A 20658-nucleotide genomic window follows, 5' to 3' on the forward strand; every position below is an offset into this window, starting at 1 on the left:
AATGAGTCAAAATAAAAACATATATTGTCTGACTCCAGTTTTTAACGACTGGGAAAGTTTTACCATTTTACTTCAAGAAGTTACTAAAATTAGACAACAATTCACTAATTATAATTTTTTTATTGTAGCTGTTAATGACGGCTCTACAGAAGATTTATCTAAAGATTTTAGCTTTATAGATATTCCTATTTCTATTTTAAATCTAAAAATAAATATTGGACATCAAAGAGCGATTGCTGTTGGTTTACAATATATTTATAATGAAGTTTCCGATTATGATTTTGTAGTAGTCATGGATAGTGATGGAGAAGACAAGCCTCAAGATATCAAGGAATTAATCAACAAAGCAGAACAAGAACAAGAAAAGAAAATTATCTTTGCTCAACGTAAAAAACGTCAAGAATCTGTGTTTTTTAAAACGGGTTATTTCTTTTATAAATACTTATTTTATTTTTTAACTGGACAAAAGATAAGTTTTGGAAACTTTAGTATTATACCCAAAAAATTACTCTCTAAAGTAGTACATCAAAACAATATATGGAATCATTATTCAGGAGGAATTATTCAGTCTAAAATTCCATTTGATATGGTTCAGTTAGATAGAGGAAAACGATATAAAGGTGTCTCAAAAATGAACTTTAATAGCTTAATCATTCACGGTTTAAGCTCTATTGCAGTATATTTTGATTTCCTGTCTTTACGAATTTTAAGATATTCGCTTTATGGAATTGGAATTTGTTTTGTTTCAGTTTTATTTATTCTGTATCAAAAATTATTTACAGATAATGCCATTCCAGGTTGGGCTTCAAGCTTGATTTTAATTATATCAGGCATAATTTTACAATTGTTTTCTGTTACGTTGATTGTGCTTTTGTTACAATTAAGTTCAAGAAAAAACATCAGTGCTCCTAACCCTAAAGTTTATAAAGATTTTATTGAAGAGATTAATATTAATAGAATAGAAAAATGAATATAATAAATAGCTTAAAAAATAATTATTGGCTCTTAATAATACTAGTATTAGGTTCAATATTAAGATTTTATCATATTGATTTTCAAAGCCCTTGGTTAGACGAGATTCATACTTTAAATGAATCAAATCCAGATATTTCTTTTTTTGATTTATATGGCGCTATAGCATCAGGAGAGCAAATGCCACCTCTTTATTTTTATTTACTTTATTTTATTTTCAAAATTTTTGGGTATACAATTTTTGTTGCGAGAACATTTTCAGCTTTGTTAGGGGTATTTAGTTTATATTCAATTTATCTTCTAGGTAAAGAATTAGTAAATAAACGAGTAGGCTTAATATCGGCATTTATTTTAGGAGTCAATTACTTTCATTTGTATTATTCTCAAGAAGCTAGACCATATATTTTATTAACACTATTCACAATTTTTTCTTTTTATAAATTGATTATATATCTTAAAAAGCCAAATATTAAGAATGCCTTACTTTATGGTCTTTTTGCTGGTTTAATGATTAATAGTCATTTTTTTGGTCTTTTTACGCTTTTTACACAATGTTTTATATTATTAATATTTCTAATTCTTTCTGAAAAAACGAATAAGAAAACATTTTTTATAAATTCTTTTTTAGCAGGAATTTTAGTGTTTATTTTGTTTATTCCAGCTATTAAAATATTTATTAAAGTAACTGAAATTAAAGAATTTTGGATTCCCGCTCCAACAATTGATGCTTATACATTGGTTTTTAGAGAGTTTTTTGGAAATTCAGAATTGATACTTTGTTTTATTGGGGTTTTTCTATTTTTCTATTTTATCAAAATATCAAAAGTGAAAGATTTTCCAATCTCTTATGAAAGAGTAGTTAAAGATAAAGAAGTTTTTGCTTTCTTAATTTTAATATCTTGGACAGTAATTACAATTTTAATACCATTAGTCCGTTCTTATTTGTCAACACCAATGATTATTAGTAGGTATTTTATCGTTGTTTTACCTGCAATTGTTTTGTTATTATCTATTGGTTTACAACAATTTAAAAATAAAATTATACAAATGGGTTTATTAATTTTATTTCTTGTTATTTCATTAGTTGATATTTTTGTAGTTAAGAATTACTATAATGGAGTATTTAAAGCTCAATTTAGAGAAGCGACTTCGTTTATTAAAGAGAACAATGATAAATTAGAACCTGTTGTAAGTAGTTTGGATTGGTATTTACCTTATTTTTTTAATAATGAATCTAAAAATCAAGAAATTATTGGGAAAACACTAGATTTGTTTGTCACAGAAATGTATTCTGATTCTACTAAAATAAAACCCTTTTGGTATTTAGACGGGCATGGAAGAGAATTTAATCCAAATGATGAAACTTTAGATTTTTTAAACAAACATTTTTATATAGAAAATAATTATGATGCTTTTCAAGCATGGACCAAACATTTCATTTTATTGAAAGACGTTCCAAAAACAATAGATATCTCAAGTTACAAAGAAATAAAACAAATTAATGGCGATTTATTTATTTTTAACATTGAAAACTTCGAGTTTGATAATGATAACTTAAAAGTAAGTGGTTGGGCTTATTTTGAGAATCAAGAATCTTTAAAAACGGTAATTAATATTGTTTTAGTAAAAGAAGAAACCACATCAGCATTACGTTTAAATACTCAAAAGGTTAATAGACCTGATGTGACAAAGTATTTTAATAGTTCATATAGTATTGATCATTCTGGTTTTCAATCTAACCTAGACATCAGCAATTTAGATGAAGGAAAATATAAAATTGCAATTTTTTTACAAAATAAAGAAACTAGAAAAGAAGGATTAATAATTACAGATAAGGAAATTGAAAAATAAGTAAACATGAATTATAAAGATAAATCAACATCATATTTCTCAAACATAAGATACGATTTAGTGAATCTTCTAGATGAAAGTCAAACAAATTTAAAAGTTATGGAAATTGGAGCGGCTTATGGAGAAACACTATTTTATATTAAAAGTAAAGGAATAGCTTCAGAGGTTGTTGGAGTTGACATTTTTGAAGATAAAGAAAATAAAGAAAATTACAAAAATCTTGATCGTTTCATTTTTGATGATATTGAGCGTATTGATTTTCCAGAATATTATGGTTATTTTGATTTAATTTTATTGCCAGATGTTTTAGAGCATTTAATTGAACCTAAAAATGTTCTAAATAAAGTTCGTAAGTATTTAAAAGATGATGGAATAATAATAGTTAGTATGCCAAATATTAGACATTATTCGGCATTGAAAAAAATATTTATTAATGGAGATTTTGGTTATGAAGAGAGTGGAATTTTTGACTCAACACATTTGCGTTTTTATTGCAGAAAAAACATAAAAGAACTGTTGGAAAATTCTGGATTTAAAACACTTTTAGAAGTAGGGGCTATAAAAAATTACAAAGGAAATTCTATTACAAAGATAATCAACAAGTTAACATTGGGTATTTTTGAAGAATTTTTTTCGTATCAATATTTTTTTAAGTCAAAAAAAGTATAATTTTGTAAAAAAAAAAATAAAGAAATGAACTCAAAATTTATACTTCCATATTTACTATTTACAATAGTATTTGTTTCTTGTAAAAAAGAAAAAACAGATAATCAGATTGAGTCTGAAGAAAAATCAAAAACATTTGATGTTACACTAAATATGGTTGTAAGTCAAGATGATAATTTTCAGATTTTTTACATTGATGGATCAAATCAAGATTTTGATGAAAACAAGTCACTATGGGTTTCTGTAAAAGGCTCTTTAGAACCTCAAGATATTATATTTAATTTGCCAGAAGACGTTATTCCTTCAAATATTAGACTGGATTTAGGGAATAATGAAAATCAGTCAGCAATGAAATTAAATAGCTTTAAAATGAGTTACTATGACAAATCGTATGAGTTAAAAGATACTTTAATTTTAAGAAACTTTGTAATAGGAGAGCAATTGAATTATGACAAAACTACATCTACTTTAACTCCAAACAAAGGAAAAGCAACAATCTATGATCCACTTCTATATCCTCAAAGTAACTTGAGAGAAGAAATAGAAAAAATTGTAAAATAAATTGAAAATAAAATAAATTGAAAAGTTGCCTCAATTGGTAACTTTTTTTATTTTTATAAAAATGAAGTTATTCAACCCAAATTTAAAAAAATTAATATCTTCTTCAGGAACCAATTTTTTGTTTCGTGTTTTTGGTTTAGGAACTTCTTTTTTAATTGTTTTATTAATTTCTCGACTATTTGGAGTCGCTAATTATGGTAGTTATGCTTTAATTTTTACTATTTCTCAAGCCATAGCTATGATTTTTGCATTAGGCATTCCAAATACATTAATTGTGTTAATAGGGAATAGGAGTTTAAGTCAAATAGAAGCAAAAAAGTTATTATTCAAAGGAGTTAAAGTAACACTTTTTTTTTCAATAATTCCGTTTGTTTTATTGTATTTAAATGCTGGTTTTATTTCTGTTAAATGGTTTGACACAGTAGAATTGACAAGTTATTTTGAAATAGTTGCTTTTACAATACCTTTTTTTATACTACACGAGCTTTTTTTATATTATTTCATCTCAATTAAAAATTTTTTAGCTTACAACATTTTTATGTTTGTTTTGCCAAATCTTTTATTAATACTTTTATTAATACTTTTTTATTACATTGGAAAAACAGATTATTATACTTTTTTAGCTTTTACTTTTTCAATAGTTTTGATAGTTTTTTTAGAATTTATTTTTATATATGAGTCAAAAATACATAAAACACCCCATATTATTTCAACAAAAGCGTTAATAAAAACAGCTTCTCCAATGTTGTTTAGTGGACTTTTATTATATCTTTTGAATTGGACAGATGTAATAATGCTTGGGATAATGACTAGTGAAGAACAAGTAGGTGTTTATAACATTGCCTACAAAATAGGCAGTGTTGGCTTTTTAGTAATTGTGTCTGTGAGTACAATAATTACACCTAGAATTGCCGAATTATATGGAAATGAAGACATGCAAGAATTGAAAAAGTTAATTCAAAATTCAACAAGACTAATTTCTATTTTAACTATTCCGTTAATTTTAATTTTAATTTTAGGCAGCAAATTTATTTTATCATTTTTTGGCGACGATGTCATTTCTGGTAGTTCTACATTAATTATTATATCTTTAGGTATTTTGTTTAGCGCAATTGCGGGTAATGTAGATCAAATATTAAACATGACTAACCATCAAGTATTATTGAGAAATATCACATTATTTAGTTTTTTTATTAATATCACATTGAATTATATATTAATTCCATTGTATGGAATTAATGGTGCCGCTATCGCTAGTTTAATTTCTAATGTAGTTATAAATTCACTTTGTATTTATTATATAAGAAAAAAACTAGGTTTTTATACTTTATTTTAAATGGAATTACAATTATCAGTCGTAATAGTAAATTATAACGGTTTACAATTTTTAAAGAATTGTTTGGATTCTTTGGAAGAAAAGTTGGATGCTATTTTGTATGAAATTATTATTTTAGATAATGATTCACGTGATGAAAGTTGTACTTTTATTAAAGAGAACTATCCAGAAGTAAAATTAATCGAATCAAAAATAAATTATGGTTTTGCTAAAGGAAATAATCAGGCTGTGAAATACGCAAAAGGTAAGTATCTTTTGCTTTTTAATAATGACACAATTTTGTTAAATAGAATAGAATCTGCTCTAGAGTTACTAGAACAAGATAAAACGATTGGGGTTATTGGTATAAATATGTTAAATGCAAAAAAAAAATACATTCCAGCCTCTGGAATTTTCCCAAACTACAAGAACATGTTTAGGTTTAAAAACATGTTTCTAATGGGTTATGAGTTTAAAGCAGGTAAATTTTCAAAAGATTACTACGAGGTAGACTGGTTGGGTGGGTCTTTTTTATTATTATTAAGGGAAACATATTCACGTGTTGGAGGTTTTGATGAAGATTATTTTATGTATGTTGAGGATGTAGATTTTTGTAAAAGAATAGAAAAATTAGGCTTAAAGAGGGTTTTTATGTCAAGATTAAATTATATTCATTATGTGGGTTTTAATACCAAAAAGAATCCATTAATTGTAAAAGGTTACAAAATATATTTAAAAAAGCATAAAAAGGGGATAGAATATTTAATCTTAATTTCGCTTTTAAACCTAAATTCTGTGGTAAAAAAAGTAAAAGAGAAATTTTTTATTAAGGCTTAAAAATTAATTACAGATTATCTTATGAAGATTAATAAAAATTTGTTTTATTCTAGGTTGTTTATAGTTGTTTTGTTATTACAACTATATTTACCTTCATTTAAAATAAATCTGTTTTTTCAATTAGCTGTGATAATTTTGTACTTTTTTTTTGAGTTTAAAAAGATCCCCAAATTGTATTTCAAAAAAGCAGTTCCATTATTAATTTTGTTGTTTGTTGGATTTATAGGTACTATTATTAATGAATATGATAAATCTCAAATAATTAAAGATTTTTTTCACTTTTTAAAACCAGTTTTAGGAATTTTAATAGGCTATTTATTTTATAAAAAAATAGATAATGATTTATTGTTCATTAAAAATGTGATATTGGCTGGGTTTATTTCTGCTATTATTCATTTCATTATTCTAATATTTTTTGCAGATTTATCAACAGGGTCGGTAAATTCGTTAAGAGAGTTCTCAAGAGATAATTTTCTCGAATTAACGAGTTTGTTTTTTTTGGTTGGATTTAAAAAGATTTATAAAAAAAACATTGATTTAAAATGTAATAAAATATACTTATTAGTATTAATTCTCTCATGTTCATTGTACCTTTCGAGAACGATGTTTTTAGTTTCATTTGTATTCATTTTTTCAATTTTTGGTTATACTAAATTTAATTTGAAAGGGTTGAAAATTATTTTAGTATTTATGGTTGCAATTGGGCTGTTCTATGCGTATCTTTTTTCAGTAAAAATCGACAGAAACAAAGCTGGTATCGAATCTTTTCTATATAAAGTTAAAATTGCACCATCAGAACTATTTAACACAAAGATTGACAGAGAAAACCATAAAGATTTATGGGATCATTGGAGAGGTTATGAGGCAAAAAGGGCTCTTGTATTAATGGAAGACAAGCCCATAAGCTATATAATAGGGACAGGGTTTGGTTCTTTGGTGAATCTTAAGTTTAAAGCACCTTTAGATGGTGAAAAAAAAGGAATGAAATATATATCAGAGCTGCACAACGGTTATGTTTATGTGTTATACAAAACAGGTTTTATTGGGTTGTTAATTTATTTCTTTTTCTTAATATCACTTTATAAAGAAATATATAAGAAAGAAGTTTTTGAGACTGTATTTATTTCTGCAATCGGCATAATATACCTAATTACGACTTTAACAATAACAGGTTTGTTTAATAATAGGGATGTTTTTGTTTTTATACTAGGCGGATTATTAGTTTTTAATTCAAAGAAGAAAGGACAAATTTAATTTTTTCACTTGTAGTTCCATCACCATATGGATTTTGAACAGAAGTCATTAAATCATAATGATCTTTATTTTTTAATAAGTCAATTGTTTTTTCTACAATCAAGTTAAAGTTATGTCCTACTAGAATTGCATTACCCGATTCAATTCCTTCAATTCTTTCAGTTACATTTCTCATAACAATAACGGGTTTACCCAAACTTGGAGCTTCTTCTTGAATACCCCCAGAATCAGTTATAATTAAATAACTTTTATTCATCATCCAAATAAGTTCAGGATATTCAAGAGGAGTAATTAATTTAATATTAGTAGCAATTAGTTTTTTATGAGCAATTTCTAAAATATTAGGGTTTAGGTGTACAGGAAATATTATTTCTACATTATTTTTTTCTTTAGAAGCAATTTCAAGAAGGGCATCACAAATTTCATTGAAGGGTTTGCCGAAGTTTTCTCTCCTATGGCAAGTTACTAATATAATTTTTTTTGAAAAGTTAATGAAATTATATTTTGTTAAAAGCTGTTTTTCATATCCTTTATTTTTTATTTTTTCAAGTCCCATGAATAGGGCATCTATAACTGTATTTCCCACAACAAAAACATTTTCTTTACAGTTTTCTTCTTTTAGATTTTTTTCAGCTAGTGGGGTTGGACAAAAATGAATGTTAGCTATTCTTGAAGCCATTAGCCTATTCATTTCTTCTGGAAAAGGGGAATAAATATCATGACTTCTTAAGCCCGCTTCTATATGAATTACTTTAATTTTCTGATAAAAAGCGGCTAATGAAGCGGCTAAAACAGTGGTTGTATCTCCTTGTACAAAAATATAGTCAAATGACTCTTCAAGAAGAATTTCATTAGTGATTTTTGAAATCAAGTCAGAAGTTAATTGTGGTAAAGTTTGATTAGGCTTCATAATATTCAAATCGTAATCTACCTCAATATTAAAAAAACGAATCACCTGATCTAGCATTTCTCTGTGCTGAGCAGTAACACCAACTTTTACACAGTAACTTGTGTCATTTTTAAATGTATGGATTAGTGGTGCCATTTTTATGGCCTCTGGTCGAGTACCAAAAAGAAAAAGGATTCTTTTCATCGTAATTAAAATATCAGCATTAAAAATGTAAAACTATTAATAAAAACTATATTTGCAATCATAATTGCTTAAAATGAGAATCCTTTTTCAAACAAGAACCAATTTGTATACGGCTCCAGGTGGAGATTTAGTACAAATGGAAAAGACTAAAGAGTTTCTAGAAAAACTAGGAGTTTCAGTTGATATATCATTAGAATTTAATCCTGATTTATCAAATTACGATATGGTACATCTTTTTAATTTGATGGAGCCACAGGATATTTACCTTCAAATGCTAAACGCAAGAAAACAAGGCAAAAAAATAGCGCTTTCAACAATTTATGGTTTATATACAGAGTTTGAAAGAAAAGCAAGGGGTGGTTTATTTCAAAAATTAGCCAACATTTTAACTCCTTATCAAATAGGATACATAAAAGTAATTGTTAAACATTTTTTTGAAAAAAGATTTCATAAAGGAGTAATTAAGATGCTTTATAAAGGTTATTACGGCTTAATGAAAGAGATTGTTGATAATGTTGATGTTTTTTTACCCAATTCTGATTCTGAAATGAAAAGGGTTCAATCAGAATTTAACCTTAAAAACTTTAAATACGTAGCAATTCCAAATGCTGTTGATAAATCTATTTTCTCAGAGGTTGAAAATAAAAATAATCAATATGAAAAATTTAAAGATTGTATTGTTTGTGCTGCTAGAATAGAAGGCAGAAAATCTACTCTAAACTTAGTTAAAGCAGTAAGAAATACTAATTATAAGCTGGTTTTAGTTGGTAAAGAATCCCTGAATCAAAAAAAATATGTTGATTTAGTTCATCAAGAAGCTGGAGATAATGTTTTTTTCCTTGGAGCAATACATCATTCCGATTTAAAAGATTTATATAGTGTTGCAAAGGTTCACGTCCTACCTAGTTGGATGGAAACGCCAGGATTGTCATCTTTGGAAGCCGCTGTAATGGGATGCAACATAGTAGTTACTAAAAAAGGAGACACCGAAGATTATTTTGAAGATTATGCTTACTATTGTGAACCAGATGATGTTAATAGTATTAGAAACGCAATTGATAAAGCATTTAAATCACCTTTTAATACAAAATTAAAAGAAAAAATATTAAAGCACTATACTTGGGAAAAAACGGCGGAAAAGACAGCAGAGGCCTATCAATTAATAGTTAAATGAATATATATTCTTTATTATAAATTCTATATTTGCTACTGTTAAAAATAGCTAAATGAAAATTGGAATTTTAGGAACTCGAGGAATCCCTAATCATTACGGTGGTTTTGAGCAATTTGCCGAATTTTTTGCTACTTATGCTGCATCTTGTGGTCATGAGGTTTCCGTTTATAATTCCCATACACATCCCTATAAAGAAAAGAATTTCAAAGGCGTTCAAATTGTTCATTGTTATGATCCTGAAATTAAAATAGGAACTGCTGGACAGTTTTTCTATGATTTAAATTGCATCTTAGACGCTAGAAAAAGAGATTTTGATATAATTCTTCAATTAGGTTATACGAGTAGTTCGGTTTGGTTTTCGTTGCATCCCAAAAATGCAATTGTGATTACGAATATGGATGGATTGGAGTGGAAACGAACCAAATATTCTAAAAAAGTACAAAAAGCACTTCAAATAGCGGAAAGTTTAGCTGTAAAAAAGAGTGATTATTTAATTGCAGATTCAATTGGAATTCAGAAATATATCAAAGAAAAGTATCAAAAAGAAAGCACATATATTGCTTACGGAGCTCATAATTTTGACAATCCCAATCCCGAAATTTTAAAGGAATATCAGGTTGAACCAGAAAACTTCAACATGATTATGGCTCGATTTGAGCCGGAAAATAATTTGGATATGGTATTAGAAGGCGTAACGCTTTCAGAAAATAAAACACCTATTTTAGTCATCGGTAATTACAATACCAAATACGGATCTTATCTAAAAAACAAATTTGAAGCATTTTCACATATTCGCTTTTTAGGAGCAGTTTACAATCTAGACCACTTGAATAATTTACGCTATTATTCTAATCTCTATTTTCACGGGCATACCGTTGGGGGAACCAATCCATCATTATTAGAAGCCATGGCGTCAAATGCTTTAATTGCAGCTCATAACAATGATTTTAATAAAGGAGTTTTAAAAGAAAACGCGTATTATTTTTCCAATGCAGATGAGGTTAAAAAAATCTTAAATTCAATTAAAAAAAGTGATAACTTGCAATTCGTAGCAAATAACTACGATTCCATAGCTTCAACTTTTAATTGGGAGAAAATAAATGAACAATATTTACAGCTTTTTAAACAATGTTTGGAAGGATTTTCTAGAAGAAAATAAACAAAATAAGGCGTTTATTCCTTTTATATTATTGTTGGTTACATTGCCAATTTCTATGGCGTTAAACAATGTTTTATTAGGTGTTTTTTTTGTTTCATCACTTCTTTACATTAGAAAAAGTAAGATTACATTATCCTTAATTTATTTGTTTCCAATTGTATTGTTTACTTGGATGAGTATTTCCTGTTTTTGGTCTATTGACCTAAAGCGAACCCTTAGCGCTTTACCAAAAGAGATTTCCTTATTACTCATTCCAATAGCTTTCATGTTACTTCCTGCTTTTACTAAAGAGCAAAAGAATAAGATTTTAAAATATTATAGTTACGCAATGTTGGTTTACGTTCTGTTTTTTTTAATTCGTGCTTTGATCCGATTTTTGATAACTAAAGAGACAAGCGTATTCTTCTATCATGGACCCGATAATGATACCGATTCTGGGTTAGTGCCACGATTATTAAACGCAATTCACGTTTCGGTTTATGTTGCAATTGCATTTTTTTACTTTTTCATCAAAGAGCAAAAAACAAAATGGGAACAAGTAGTAAGTATTTTAATGTTTGTGTTTGTAATTTTATTAGCATCAAAAAATATTATTCTCGTTTTTGTTCTACTTATTTTAATTCAGGTTTTTTTCTATACCAAAATTGCCAATCGACTTCGTTTAAGAAATTTAACACTTTTACTACTAGTTTTAGGCGGAATTTTATCTTTCAGTAAAATAAAAGAACGTTTTTTAATAGAATTCACAAGTAATACTGAGAAAAGCCTTTCTCATAATATAACGGTAAATAATGAAGTAGGAGTAAACAACATTAGTATTTATGAAGCTTGGAATAACGAATCATTTACGCACAATGATTTTTTCCCTGGCACTTCTTTTCGCGTATACCAACTTAGAATGTTTACAGAATTTTTAGAGGAAGATAATATATTTTGGAAAGGATTTGGATTAAACGCTTCTTTAAATAAACTATTAGAAAAAGAAAAACAATATAACTTATATCCAGGTTACGGGACTTTTAATTTTCACAATCAATATGTGCAAAATTTTGCAGAGTTAGGCGTAATAGGTTTCTTGTTATTGTTGCTTATTTTGTATTTAAACACAAAAAAAGCATTCAGCACTAAAGATTTTATGCATATTGCTTTTGCAGTTTTAATGATAAGCTTATTTTTGACAGAATCTTTCTTGTGGAGACAAAGAGGTGTTTTGTTTTTTATGCTTTTATATGGTTTGTTTAATGCAGAAAGCACTTCAAAATTAGAAAAAAAATTAAAATGAAAAGAATATTAATTACAGGAGCTGCTGGTTTTTTAGGTTCGCATTTGTGTGATAGATTTATTAAAGAAGGTTATTTCGTTATCGGAATGGACAATCTTATTACTGGCGATTTAAAAAATATTGAGCATCTTTTTAAACTTCAAAATTTCGAGTTTTACCACCATGATATTACTAAGTTTGTTCATGTTCCTGGTAAATTAGATTATATTTTGCACTTCGCCTCACCAGCAAGTCCAATCGATTATTTGAAAATTCCTATCCAAACTTTAAAAGTAGGTTCATTGGGAACGCATAATTTATTAGGTTTAGCTCGAGTAAAAAAAGCAAGAATTCTTATTGCGTCAACTTCTGAAGTGTATGGAGATCCATTGGTGCATCCACAAACGGAAGAATACTATGGAAATGTAAATACGATTGGTCCAAGAGGAGTTTATGATGAAGCCAAACGTTTTCAAGAGTCAATTACTATGGCGTATCATACCTTTCATGGTGTAGAAACTAGAATTGTGCGAATTTTTAACACCTACGGGCCTAGAATGCGATTAAATGATGGTCGTGTAATTCCGGCATTCATTGGACAAGCACTTCGAGGTGAAGATTTAACTATTTTTGGTGATGGAAGCCAAACCCGTTCTTTCTGTTACGTTGACGACCAAGTAGAAGGGATTTTCAGATTGTTACATTCGGATTATCATTTACCAGTAAATATTGGTAATCCAGATGAAATTACGATAAAGGATTTTGCTGAAGAAATTATCAAGCTTACTGGAACCAATCAAAAAGTGGTGTATCATCCCTTACCAATGAATGATCCAATGCAACGTCAGCCTGATACTACAAAAGCTAAAGAAATTTTAGGTTGGGAAGCAAAAGTATCTCGTGAAGAAGGAATGAAAATAACCTATGATTATTTCAAATCGTTATCTCCAGAAGAATTAGCAAAAGAAGAACATAAAGATTTCACTAAATATATTCATTAATTGGCACCAAAAACAGGTAGATATTCAGTTTATATTCGACCGATACAAATTTTCTTAGATTTAGTAATACTGAATCTGTTGATTGTAATTTGTATGCGATCGGCTATGAGTAATTTTGGCTATCATTTACTTGTTTCCTTTTTTTGGTTGGTTATTTCTTATTACTCGGGCTATTATGAAGTGTTTCGCTACAGTAAAGGAATTGAAATTTTAGGCAAATTATTAAAACAATTTACATTCATTAGTTTAATCACTTTTGCATATGTTGGTTTTAAATATAAGTATGTAACCGTAGATGAGGTGGGTTTTTATATTTTATGGTCTTTTCTTTTAGTTGGATTTGTGAAATTTTCAATTTTCTTTTTACTAAAAAAATACCGAATTCTCTATGGAGGAAACCACCGAAATGTAATTATAGTTGGAAGTGGAAAAAGTGTAGAGGAGTTAAGCGAATTTTTTACTACTAACCCAGACTATGGATACAATTTAGTACGTGTTTTCGATTTAAAATCAAATAAAAAGCAAGAATTGCTTGATAGCAAAATTTATGTGGTTGATAATAAGATTGACGAAGTTTACGCTTCAATCAATGTGTTGACAAACAATGAAATCAATGATTTAATCAATTTTGCTGATAATAGTTTAAAGACGGTAAAGTTTTTGCCAGATAGTAAAAACACTTTATTAAGAAATTTAGCAGTTGAGTATTACGAGTATATCCCAATTATTTCTTTACGAACCATTCCATTAGATAAAGAGGTTAATAAACGGTTAAAACGATTTTTTGACATTGTTTTTTCATTAGTAATAATAGTATTTTTACTTTCTTGGTTGACACCAATTTTAGCTCTAATTATTCGATTAGAATCAAAAGGACCAACTTTTTTTAAACAAAAAAGAAATGGTTTGAATTATGAAGAGTTTAACTGTTTCAAATTCCGTTCCATGCATTTGAATCCAATTGCTGATTTGGAACAAGTACAAAAAAACGATCCAAGAATTACTAAAATTGGAAGGTTTATGAGAAAAACCAGTATCGATGAATTACCACAGTTTTTCAATGTGCTTTTGGGTGATATGTCTGTTGTAGGACCACGACCTCACATGGTAAGTCATACGGAAATGTATGCAAAAAGTGTAGACAAATTCATGGTAAGGCATTTTATTAAACCTGGAATTACAGGTTTAGCTCAAACGAACGGCTTTAGAGGTGAAGTTGAAAGTGAACGCGATATTATAAACCGAGTTAAATACGACATTTTTTATCTTGAAAATTGGTCGATTTTACTAGACATTAAAATTATTTTTATCACAATTATTAACGCAATTAAAGGGGAGAAGAAAGCCTACTAATGAGCGCTTTAGTTTCCATAATTACACCTTCTTATAATTCAGCCAAATTTATTGCTGAAACGATACAGTCAGTGCAAAATCAAACCTACCAAAATTGGGAAATGATTATTGTAGATGATGGTTCTTCTGATAAAACAGAAAGTGTGGTTTTAGCTATAATCCAAAACGATAATCGCATTCAATTTCATAAGTTAAGTCAAAATTCTGGTCCAGCTGTAGCTCGAAATACCGCAATTGAAAAAGCATCAGGAGATTACATGACATTCATAGATGCGGATGATATTTGGTTTCCAACATTTATAGAAAACAACATCAAAACCATTCAGGAAACCGGAATTCCTTTTGTATTTTCATCTTACAGAAGAGCAAATGAAGAACTAGAATTTGTGTATTCCGATTTTATTGTGCCACATAAAGTTTCCTATACCGATATTCTAAAATCGAATTCCATAAGTTGTTTGACTGCTTTTTTAGATATAAAAAAATTAGGTAAAAAATATATGCCATTAATCCGAAAACGTCAAGACATGGGATTGTGGTTGAACTATTTAAAAGCGATTCCATTCGCACATGGAATCCAAGAAACACAAGCGATTTACAGAATCAGAGAAAATTCACTTTCCAGAAAAAAATCGGATTTGATTAAATACCAATGGCAGTTTTATAGAGAAGTTGAAAAATTGAATGTTTTTCAATCTGCTTATTATATGTTACATTGGATGTATCGCGGTTTTATGAAGTATAGAAATTAGTTTCTTTTTTTACCACAAAGAACACAAGGAAGGCTCAAAGAGCACAAGGTTTTAACCGTAGATTCGTAAAGTTTAAAAAAACACTTTGTGTTTAACTTCGCGAAACTCTGTGTAACTTGATTCAAAGCATCGATTGAAACTGCTTCAACTTTCCTCGTTTTGTGCGTTCCAAAACAACTTTTCTATTGTAAGTAAAATACAATCCCGGTTCTAAATATTTGGCAATTGCTTTTTCAATTTCCTGAATTTGTTCCAAAGTTAATTCCACTGAACTCACATAATCAATCTCAAAACTATCTAATTTCGTTTGGCGTACAATGAATTCTTTTACATTTCCGTCGTCTTCAATAATGCTTTTGGTTACGTAGTAAAACGTTAATCCAGGCGATTTTTTTCCACTTGGCAAAAGTGCCACATCGCTGGTTCGTCCAATTAATTTTTTAAGGATTGGTTTTTTCAATGTGCTTTTTTCATCCAAAATTCCAACATCGCCAATTTCATAACGAATAAACGGATGCGCTTTGTTATACAACGAAGTAATCACCACTTTTCCTTCTTTTCCATACGGAACGGGTTGATTATTTTCATCCAAAATTTCTACAAATAAAGTTTCCGAATTCACTTGCCATTCGTCTTTCGGATTTTGAAAGGCAATTAAATCCAATTCCGAAGCACCATATTCATTGACAACAGGAATTCCTAAATGTTTTTCAAGCAAGATTTTGTCTTCTACAAACAACATTTCCGATGTCACCATACAAACTTTCAACGACGGACAAACATCGGTTAAAATGAGATTTCGCGCTTGTAAATATTTTCCAAAGAGCACGATTGAACTTGTGTAACCATTGATGTAATCGAATTTTTTGGTTTTAAAATGTTCCAAAACACCGTCTAAAACTTTATCCGATAAATCAAAAATCGGAAAACGATATCTTTTGCTTAAAAAGTCTTTCAAACGCTCTTTTCTGTACCCAATAAAATCCAACGGAATTCCATAAAATCGCGCTTGATACGACGAATTAAAATCAACTCCATACCAACCAAAACGATAAATAATCGAAGCCCAAGTAATCGCATGTGCTTCTTTATCTTTAGCAAAAACAAACGGATCACCACTCGAACCCGAGGTTTTATTTACGAAAACGCTTTTTTCTGAATAACCTTTGGATAGTCGGTCTTTTAAAGGTTTTTGTAAATCTTTTTTTGTTAGAACGGGTAAATCGTTCCAATTGTCAAAAGTTTCTTTTCCAACTAAACTCTGATAAAAAGTGTTATTTTTCAAATGAAATTCCACAATTTCTCGTTTTTTAGTTTCGAGATAATCGGGATAATCTGTTTCAGAAATTTGTAGAATTTTCTCAAAATCAGCTTGAGCTTTCGCAATAGGAAAACCGCTTAATTTTAAAGAAAGATGAAACAAGTTGAACATTCGTTGGAATTTATCCAAAAGTAATAAATCTGAAAATAATCTTTCTTCTTTTTTCTTTTTTCTTTCTTCTTAAGAAATAGTACTTTTGCCAAACAACATAACAACACACAAAATGACTATTTTACTACTTGGTTCTGGCGGTCGCGAACACGCACTGGCTTGGAAAATGCTTCAATCTTCAAAATGCACTTCTCTTTTTGTTGCGCCTGGAAATGCAGGAACAGCAACCATCGCAAAAAATGTGGATTTAAATCCGAATGATTTTGACGCGGTTAAGGTTTTTGTTTTACGAGAAAAAGTAGAAATGGTTGTCGTTGGACCAGAAGATCCATTGGTTTTAGGAATTTATGATTTTTTCAAAAATGATGCTGAAATTAATCATATTCCAGTAATCGGACCATCAAAAGTTGGTGCACAATTGGAAGGAAGTAAAGAATTTGCCAAAGAATTTTTAGTAAAACACAATATTCCAACCGCTCGTTACGAAAGTTTCACCAAAGAAACTGTGGAGCAAGGTTACCAATTTTTAGAAACTTTAGAGCCACCATACGTTTTAAAAGCAGACGGATTAGCTGCTGGAAAAGGTGTTTTAATTTTATCCGATTTAGAAGAAGCTAAAACCGAATTACGAAATATGTTGGTTGGCGCTAAATTTGGACAGGCAAGTTCAAAAGTAGTCATCGAAGAATTTTTAGACGGAATTGAATTAAGCTGTTTCGTTTTAACTGACGGAAAATCATACAAAGTATTACCAACAGCAAAAGATTACAAAAGAATTGGAGAAGGTGATACAGGATTAAACACAGGCGGAATGGGCGCGGTTTCTCCTGTTCCATTTGCGGATGCTGTTTTATTAGAAAAAATTGAAACTCGAATTGTAAAACCAACCATCGCAGGTTTACAAAAAGACGGGATCGAATATAAAGGATTTGTATTTATTGGATTAATCAACGTGAAAGGTGAACCAATGGTTATTGAATACAATGTACGAATGGGCGATCCTGAAACGGAAGTAGTGATGCCTAGATTAAAAAGTGATTTAGTTGAAATTTTTGAAGCAATCGGAAATCAAGAATTAGAGAAAATCACATTGGAAATTGATGAAAGAGCTGCTACAACTATTATGGTAGTTTCAGGTGGTTATCCAGAGGATTATGAAAAAGGAAAAGAGATTTTTGGATTGGAAAACATTACGGATTCAATTCCATTTCATGCGGGAACAAAATTAGAAAACGGTAAAGTTGTTACAAATGGAGGTCGAGTTATTGCGGTAACTTCATACGGAAATGACTTTCAAGAAGCCATAAAAAAATCTTATCAAAGTATAGCAAAACTACAATTTGATAAGATGTATTTTAGAAGAGATATTGGAAAGGATTTGTAAAAATCCTTTCCAATTACAATTATTTTAAAAACGAATGCGCAGTTGTATCTTGCTCGTCTTCGTTGTTTGCTTTAAAAATGTTTAATTGTTTGATCCAATAAACCATTGCGCCAGCACAAATAAGGATAAAAATCCAATTCATAAAATTAGCTGACCACCAATTAGTCAATTCCAATTCTCTTAATGCATCAAAAGGTTTGAATAAAAAATCTACAAATAGACTAGCAATTCCTTCAAAAAATGATTTCATTTTGATAAAGTATTATATTTACACCACAAAAATATAAAATATTCGGATGATAGCAAGTGTTTTTAGTAAAACAAGACCATTTAATTATGTAATTATAGGAATTTCCCTGTTGCTATGTTATGTTTTGTATTCTTTTTCGAATCAAACCATTACTTTTTCTGCAAAAGGAATGACGTTGTTGTTTGTGGAAATTGTTTTGTTACTGATTTCTTGCGCTTTGGTCAACTTTATTTCTCTAAAAAACACACTGACCAAGAATGACAATTATGCGGTGCTTTTGTTTTTGATTTTCTTGCTTTTTTTTCCTTCTACTTTCAAAAACAAGGAGATTTTAATTGCCAATTTTTTCCTTTTATTGGCCTTACGAAGATTAATTTCTTTGAAATCTATGATTGCACCAAAAGAAAAATTATTTGATGCTTCCTTTTGGATTCTAATTGCGGCTTTGTTTCATTTTTGGAGTATTGTTTATATTGTTTTGGTTTTTGTTTCTGTAATTCTTCACGGTTCTAGAGATTTTAAAAACTGGCTAATTCCTTTTGTCGCTGCTTTTGCCGTAGCTGTTTTATTTCTTGGAGCAAACCTTTTAACGGATAATTTTATATGGAATCACCTTAGTAGTCAGTCGTTTATTAGTTTTGAATTTTCTTACTTTGAAACCATATACCAAAATATAGCTTTAGCCGTATTTGCATCAATTGCTTTTTTGTTTTTTGCGAACCAATTATTAACTATTGGAAGCAAACCTTTAAACATGCAATCTTCCTTTAAAAAAGTGTTGTTTTCTTTTCTCTTGGGAGTTTTAATTTATGTGCTTTCGGCAGAAAAAAACAACAGTTGTTTAGCATTTAGTTTTGCACCATTAGCTATAATGGGCGCTAATTTTGTCGAGAGTTTAGAAACCAAATTACTGAAAGAGATTACACTAATTACTTTAGTTGTTTTTGCTTTAGTGTTTTTCGTCTCATCGTTATAGTTTGATTCCGTAGGCTAAATCTCCGGCATCACCTAAACCTGGAACAATGTAATTGTGTTTGTTTAATTTTTCATCTAAAGCAGCAACCCACAAATGACAAGTTGAAGGAACATTTTTCTCTAAGAATTCAATTCCTTCTGGAGTTGCTATAACAACTGCAATGTGAATTTCTTTTGGTTTTTGTTCCAAATGTAGTTTGTGTAAAACTGCTACTAATGATTGTCCAGTGGCTAACATTGGATCAATTAAAATCAGATTTTTTCCTTCAAATGATGGCGCTGCTTGATATTCTACCAAAATTTCAAATTGATCATCGTTGTTGTAATGATGACGGTAAGCCGAAACAAATCCGTTTTCAGCATTATCAAAAAAGCTCATAAAACCTTGATGTAAAGCCAAACCAGCACGAAGAATCGAACATAAAACCACAGGTTCAGCAATGGTTGTGGTGTGTTTAATGCCAAGTGGCGTTTGCACATCAATGCTTTTATAATCCAAAGTTTTACTTAGTTCATAGGCCATTATTTCTCCAATTCGCTCAATGTTTTTTCTAAAACGCATGCTGTCATTTTGGATATTCACATCACGAATTTGCGCCAAAAAATGATTGAGAATGCTGTTTTGTTCAGAGATATAATGAATATGCATTGGATTTTCTTTTAAATTTCAGGCTAAAAGTACAAAAAAACCTTATTTTTGTAATCACTTAAATACGAATATTATGTTTGCTGAATTTGCATTTCCCATTTTTGAAGAAAGTATCAAAACGTATCACATTATTGACGATGTGTATCAACTGGTTGTAAATCCTTATGAAAAAGGAACAATTGAACATTTGTTGTTTGCAAAAAATTGGGTAGATACCGTTCAGTGGCATTATGAAGATATCGTTCGTGATCCAAATATTGATCCAGTTGCAGCTCTAGATTTGAAACGTAAAATTGATGCTTCAAACCAAGTTCGTACGGATATGGTGGAATATATCGACAGCTATTTCTTAAACAAATATAAAGACGTTCAAGTAAAACCAACTGCAAAAATCAACACCGAAAGTCCAGCATGGGCAATTGACCGCTTATCGATTTTAGCTTTGAAAATTTACCACATGAACGAAGAGGCAACTCGTGCTGAAGCTACGGCAGAACACAGAGCAAAATGTCAAGAAAAATTGAATGTATTGTTAGACCAAAAAAACGACATGTTTACATCCATCAGTCAATTAATTGAAGATATTGAGGCGGGCGACAAATACATGAAAGTATACAAACAAATGAAAATGTACAACGACGAGGAGTTAAATCCAGTGTTGTATCAGAATAAAAAATAGTCATCTTTGCTATCTAAACCAAAACACATATTGGTAATAA

The 20658-nt window shown here is 29.3% G+C and carries 20 protein-coding genes; 16 read left to right on the top strand and 4 right to left on the bottom strand.

Annotated features, from left to right (window positions below; all coding sequences use genetic code 11):
- The first annotated feature begins 1 nt into the window (after position 1).
- From DPN68_RS00260 to DPN68_RS00290, 7 genes are all read left to right on the top strand, one after another.
- On the top strand, positions 2-970 hold the full coding sequence (locus DPN68_RS00260) for a glycosyltransferase (RefSeq protein ID WP_113987581.1): 969 nt from the start codon (positions 2-4) through the stop codon (positions 968-970).
- Positions 967-2823, top strand: coding sequence for a glycosyltransferase family 39 protein (locus tag DPN68_RS00265; RefSeq protein WP_113987582.1), 1857 nt, complete (start codon positions 967-969; stop codon positions 2821-2823). Before DPN68_RS00260 ends, DPN68_RS00265 begins: the two co-directional genes overlap by 4 nt.
- Before the next feature lie 6 nt (positions 2824-2829).
- Positions 2830-3492, top strand: coding sequence for a class I SAM-dependent methyltransferase (locus DPN68_RS00270; RefSeq protein WP_113987583.1), 663 nt, complete (start codon positions 2830-2832; stop codon positions 3490-3492).
- 24 nt (positions 3493-3516) lie between these two features.
- Positions 3517-4050, top strand: coding sequence for a hypothetical protein (locus tag DPN68_RS00275; RefSeq protein WP_113987584.1), 534 nt, complete (start codon positions 3517-3519; stop codon positions 4048-4050).
- Between the two features lie 61 nt (positions 4051-4111).
- Positions 4112-5386, top strand: a complete 1275-nt coding sequence (locus DPN68_RS00280; RefSeq protein WP_113987585.1) for a flippase — start codon at positions 4112-4114, stop codon at positions 5384-5386.
- Positions 5387-6202, top strand: a complete 816-nt coding sequence (locus DPN68_RS00285) for a glycosyltransferase family 2 protein (protein ID WP_113987586.1) — start codon at positions 5387-5389, stop codon at positions 6200-6202.
- A 171-nt stretch (positions 6203-6373) separates the two neighbouring features.
- Positions 6374-7456, top strand: coding sequence for an O-antigen ligase family protein (locus DPN68_RS00290; protein WP_157958484.1), 1083 nt, complete (start codon positions 6374-6376; stop codon positions 7454-7456).
- Here the strand turns inward: DPN68_RS00290 and wecB are convergent.
- Positions 7428-8549, bottom strand: coding sequence for a non-hydrolyzing UDP-N-acetylglucosamine 2-epimerase (gene wecB, locus DPN68_RS00295; protein ID WP_113987588.1), 1122 nt, complete (start codon positions 8547-8549; stop codon positions 7428-7430). The genes DPN68_RS00290 and wecB overlap by 29 nt on opposite strands.
- A 73-nt stretch (positions 8550-8622) precedes the next feature.
- Here wecB and DPN68_RS00300 point away from each other — a divergent pair, with 73 nt between their 5' ends.
- From DPN68_RS00300 to DPN68_RS00325, 6 genes are read left to right on the top strand one after another with little or no spacing between them, the layout of a single operon-like run.
- Positions 8623-9723, top strand: a complete 1101-nt coding sequence (locus DPN68_RS00300; RefSeq protein WP_113987589.1) for a glycosyltransferase family 4 protein — start codon at positions 8623-8625, stop codon at positions 9721-9723.
- Positions 9724-9775: 52 nt separating this feature from the next.
- Positions 9776-10882 (top strand): DUF1972 domain-containing protein, encoded by a 1107-nt coding sequence (locus DPN68_RS00305; protein WP_113987590.1) that lies wholly within the window; start codon positions 9776-9778, stop codon positions 10880-10882.
- On the top strand, positions 10824-12164 hold the full coding sequence (locus DPN68_RS00310) for an O-antigen ligase family protein (RefSeq protein WP_113987591.1): 1341 nt from the start codon (positions 10824-10826) through the stop codon (positions 12162-12164). The genes DPN68_RS00305 and DPN68_RS00310 overlap by 59 nt, the downstream gene beginning before the upstream one ends.
- The gene (locus DPN68_RS00315) at positions 12161-13144 is read left to right on the top strand and encodes a UDP-glucuronic acid decarboxylase family protein (RefSeq protein WP_113987592.1); all 984 of its coding nucleotides are present in this window, start codon (positions 12161-12163) and stop codon (positions 13142-13144) included. The genes DPN68_RS00310 and DPN68_RS00315 overlap by 4 nt, the downstream gene beginning before the upstream one ends.
- Entirely contained in the window at positions 13145-14497 is a 1353-nt protein-coding gene (locus tag DPN68_RS00320) for an exopolysaccharide biosynthesis polyprenyl glycosylphosphotransferase (protein ID WP_113987593.1), read from the top strand. It begins immediately after the preceding gene.
- On the top strand, positions 14497-15249 hold the full coding sequence (locus DPN68_RS00325; protein ID WP_113987594.1) for a glycosyltransferase family 2 protein: 753 nt from the start codon (positions 14497-14499) through the stop codon (positions 15247-15249). Before DPN68_RS00320 ends, DPN68_RS00325 begins: the two co-directional genes overlap by 1 nt.
- Positions 15250-15370: 121 nt before the next feature.
- Here the strand turns inward: DPN68_RS00325 and DPN68_RS00330 are convergent, their stop codons facing one another.
- The gene (locus tag DPN68_RS00330) at positions 15371-16681 is read right to left on the bottom strand and encodes a phenylacetate--CoA ligase family protein (RefSeq protein WP_113987595.1); all 1311 of its coding nucleotides are present in this window, start codon (positions 16679-16681) and stop codon (positions 15371-15373) included.
- Between the two features lie 112 nt (positions 16682-16793).
- Here DPN68_RS00330 and purD point away from each other — a divergent pair, with 112 nt between their 5' ends.
- Positions 16794-18065 (top strand): phosphoribosylamine--glycine ligase, encoded by a 1272-nt coding sequence (purD, locus tag DPN68_RS00335; protein WP_113987596.1) that lies wholly within the window; start codon positions 16794-16796, stop codon positions 18063-18065.
- Between the two features lie 19 nt (positions 18066-18084).
- On the opposite strand, the gene DPN68_RS00340 is transcribed toward purD, so the two are convergent.
- Positions 18085-18315: a DUF6341 family protein gene (locus tag DPN68_RS00340; protein ID WP_113987597.1), complete on the bottom strand. Its 231-nt coding sequence runs from the start codon at positions 18313-18315 to the stop codon at positions 18085-18087.
- A gap of 46 nt (positions 18316-18361) precedes the next feature.
- Here DPN68_RS00340 and DPN68_RS00345 point away from each other — a divergent pair, with 46 nt between their 5' ends.
- Complete coding sequence (locus tag DPN68_RS00345) at positions 18362-19291, top strand: DUF6427 family protein (protein ID WP_113987598.1); 930 nt, start codon at positions 18362-18364, stop codon at positions 19289-19291.
- On the opposite strand, the gene upp is transcribed toward DPN68_RS00345, so the two are convergent.
- A complete protein-coding gene (gene upp / locus DPN68_RS00350) occupies positions 19286-19939 on the bottom strand; it encodes a uracil phosphoribosyltransferase (RefSeq protein WP_113987599.1) in 654 nt (217 codons plus the stop codon). The two genes, DPN68_RS00345 and upp, sit on opposite strands and share 6 nt — an antisense overlap.
- A gap of 73 nt (positions 19940-20012) precedes the next feature.
- Between upp and DPN68_RS00355 the strand changes: the two genes are divergently transcribed.
- Complete coding sequence (locus DPN68_RS00355; RefSeq protein ID WP_113987600.1) at positions 20013-20618, top strand: DUF4254 domain-containing protein; 606 nt, start codon at positions 20013-20015, stop codon at positions 20616-20618.
- The last annotated feature ends 40 nt before the right edge of the window (positions 20619-20658 follow it).

The organism is Flavobacterium tibetense (assembly GCF_003293845.1).
Taxonomy (GTDB): Bacteria; Bacteroidota; Bacteroidia; order Flavobacteriales; family Flavobacteriaceae; genus Flavobacterium; species Flavobacterium tibetense.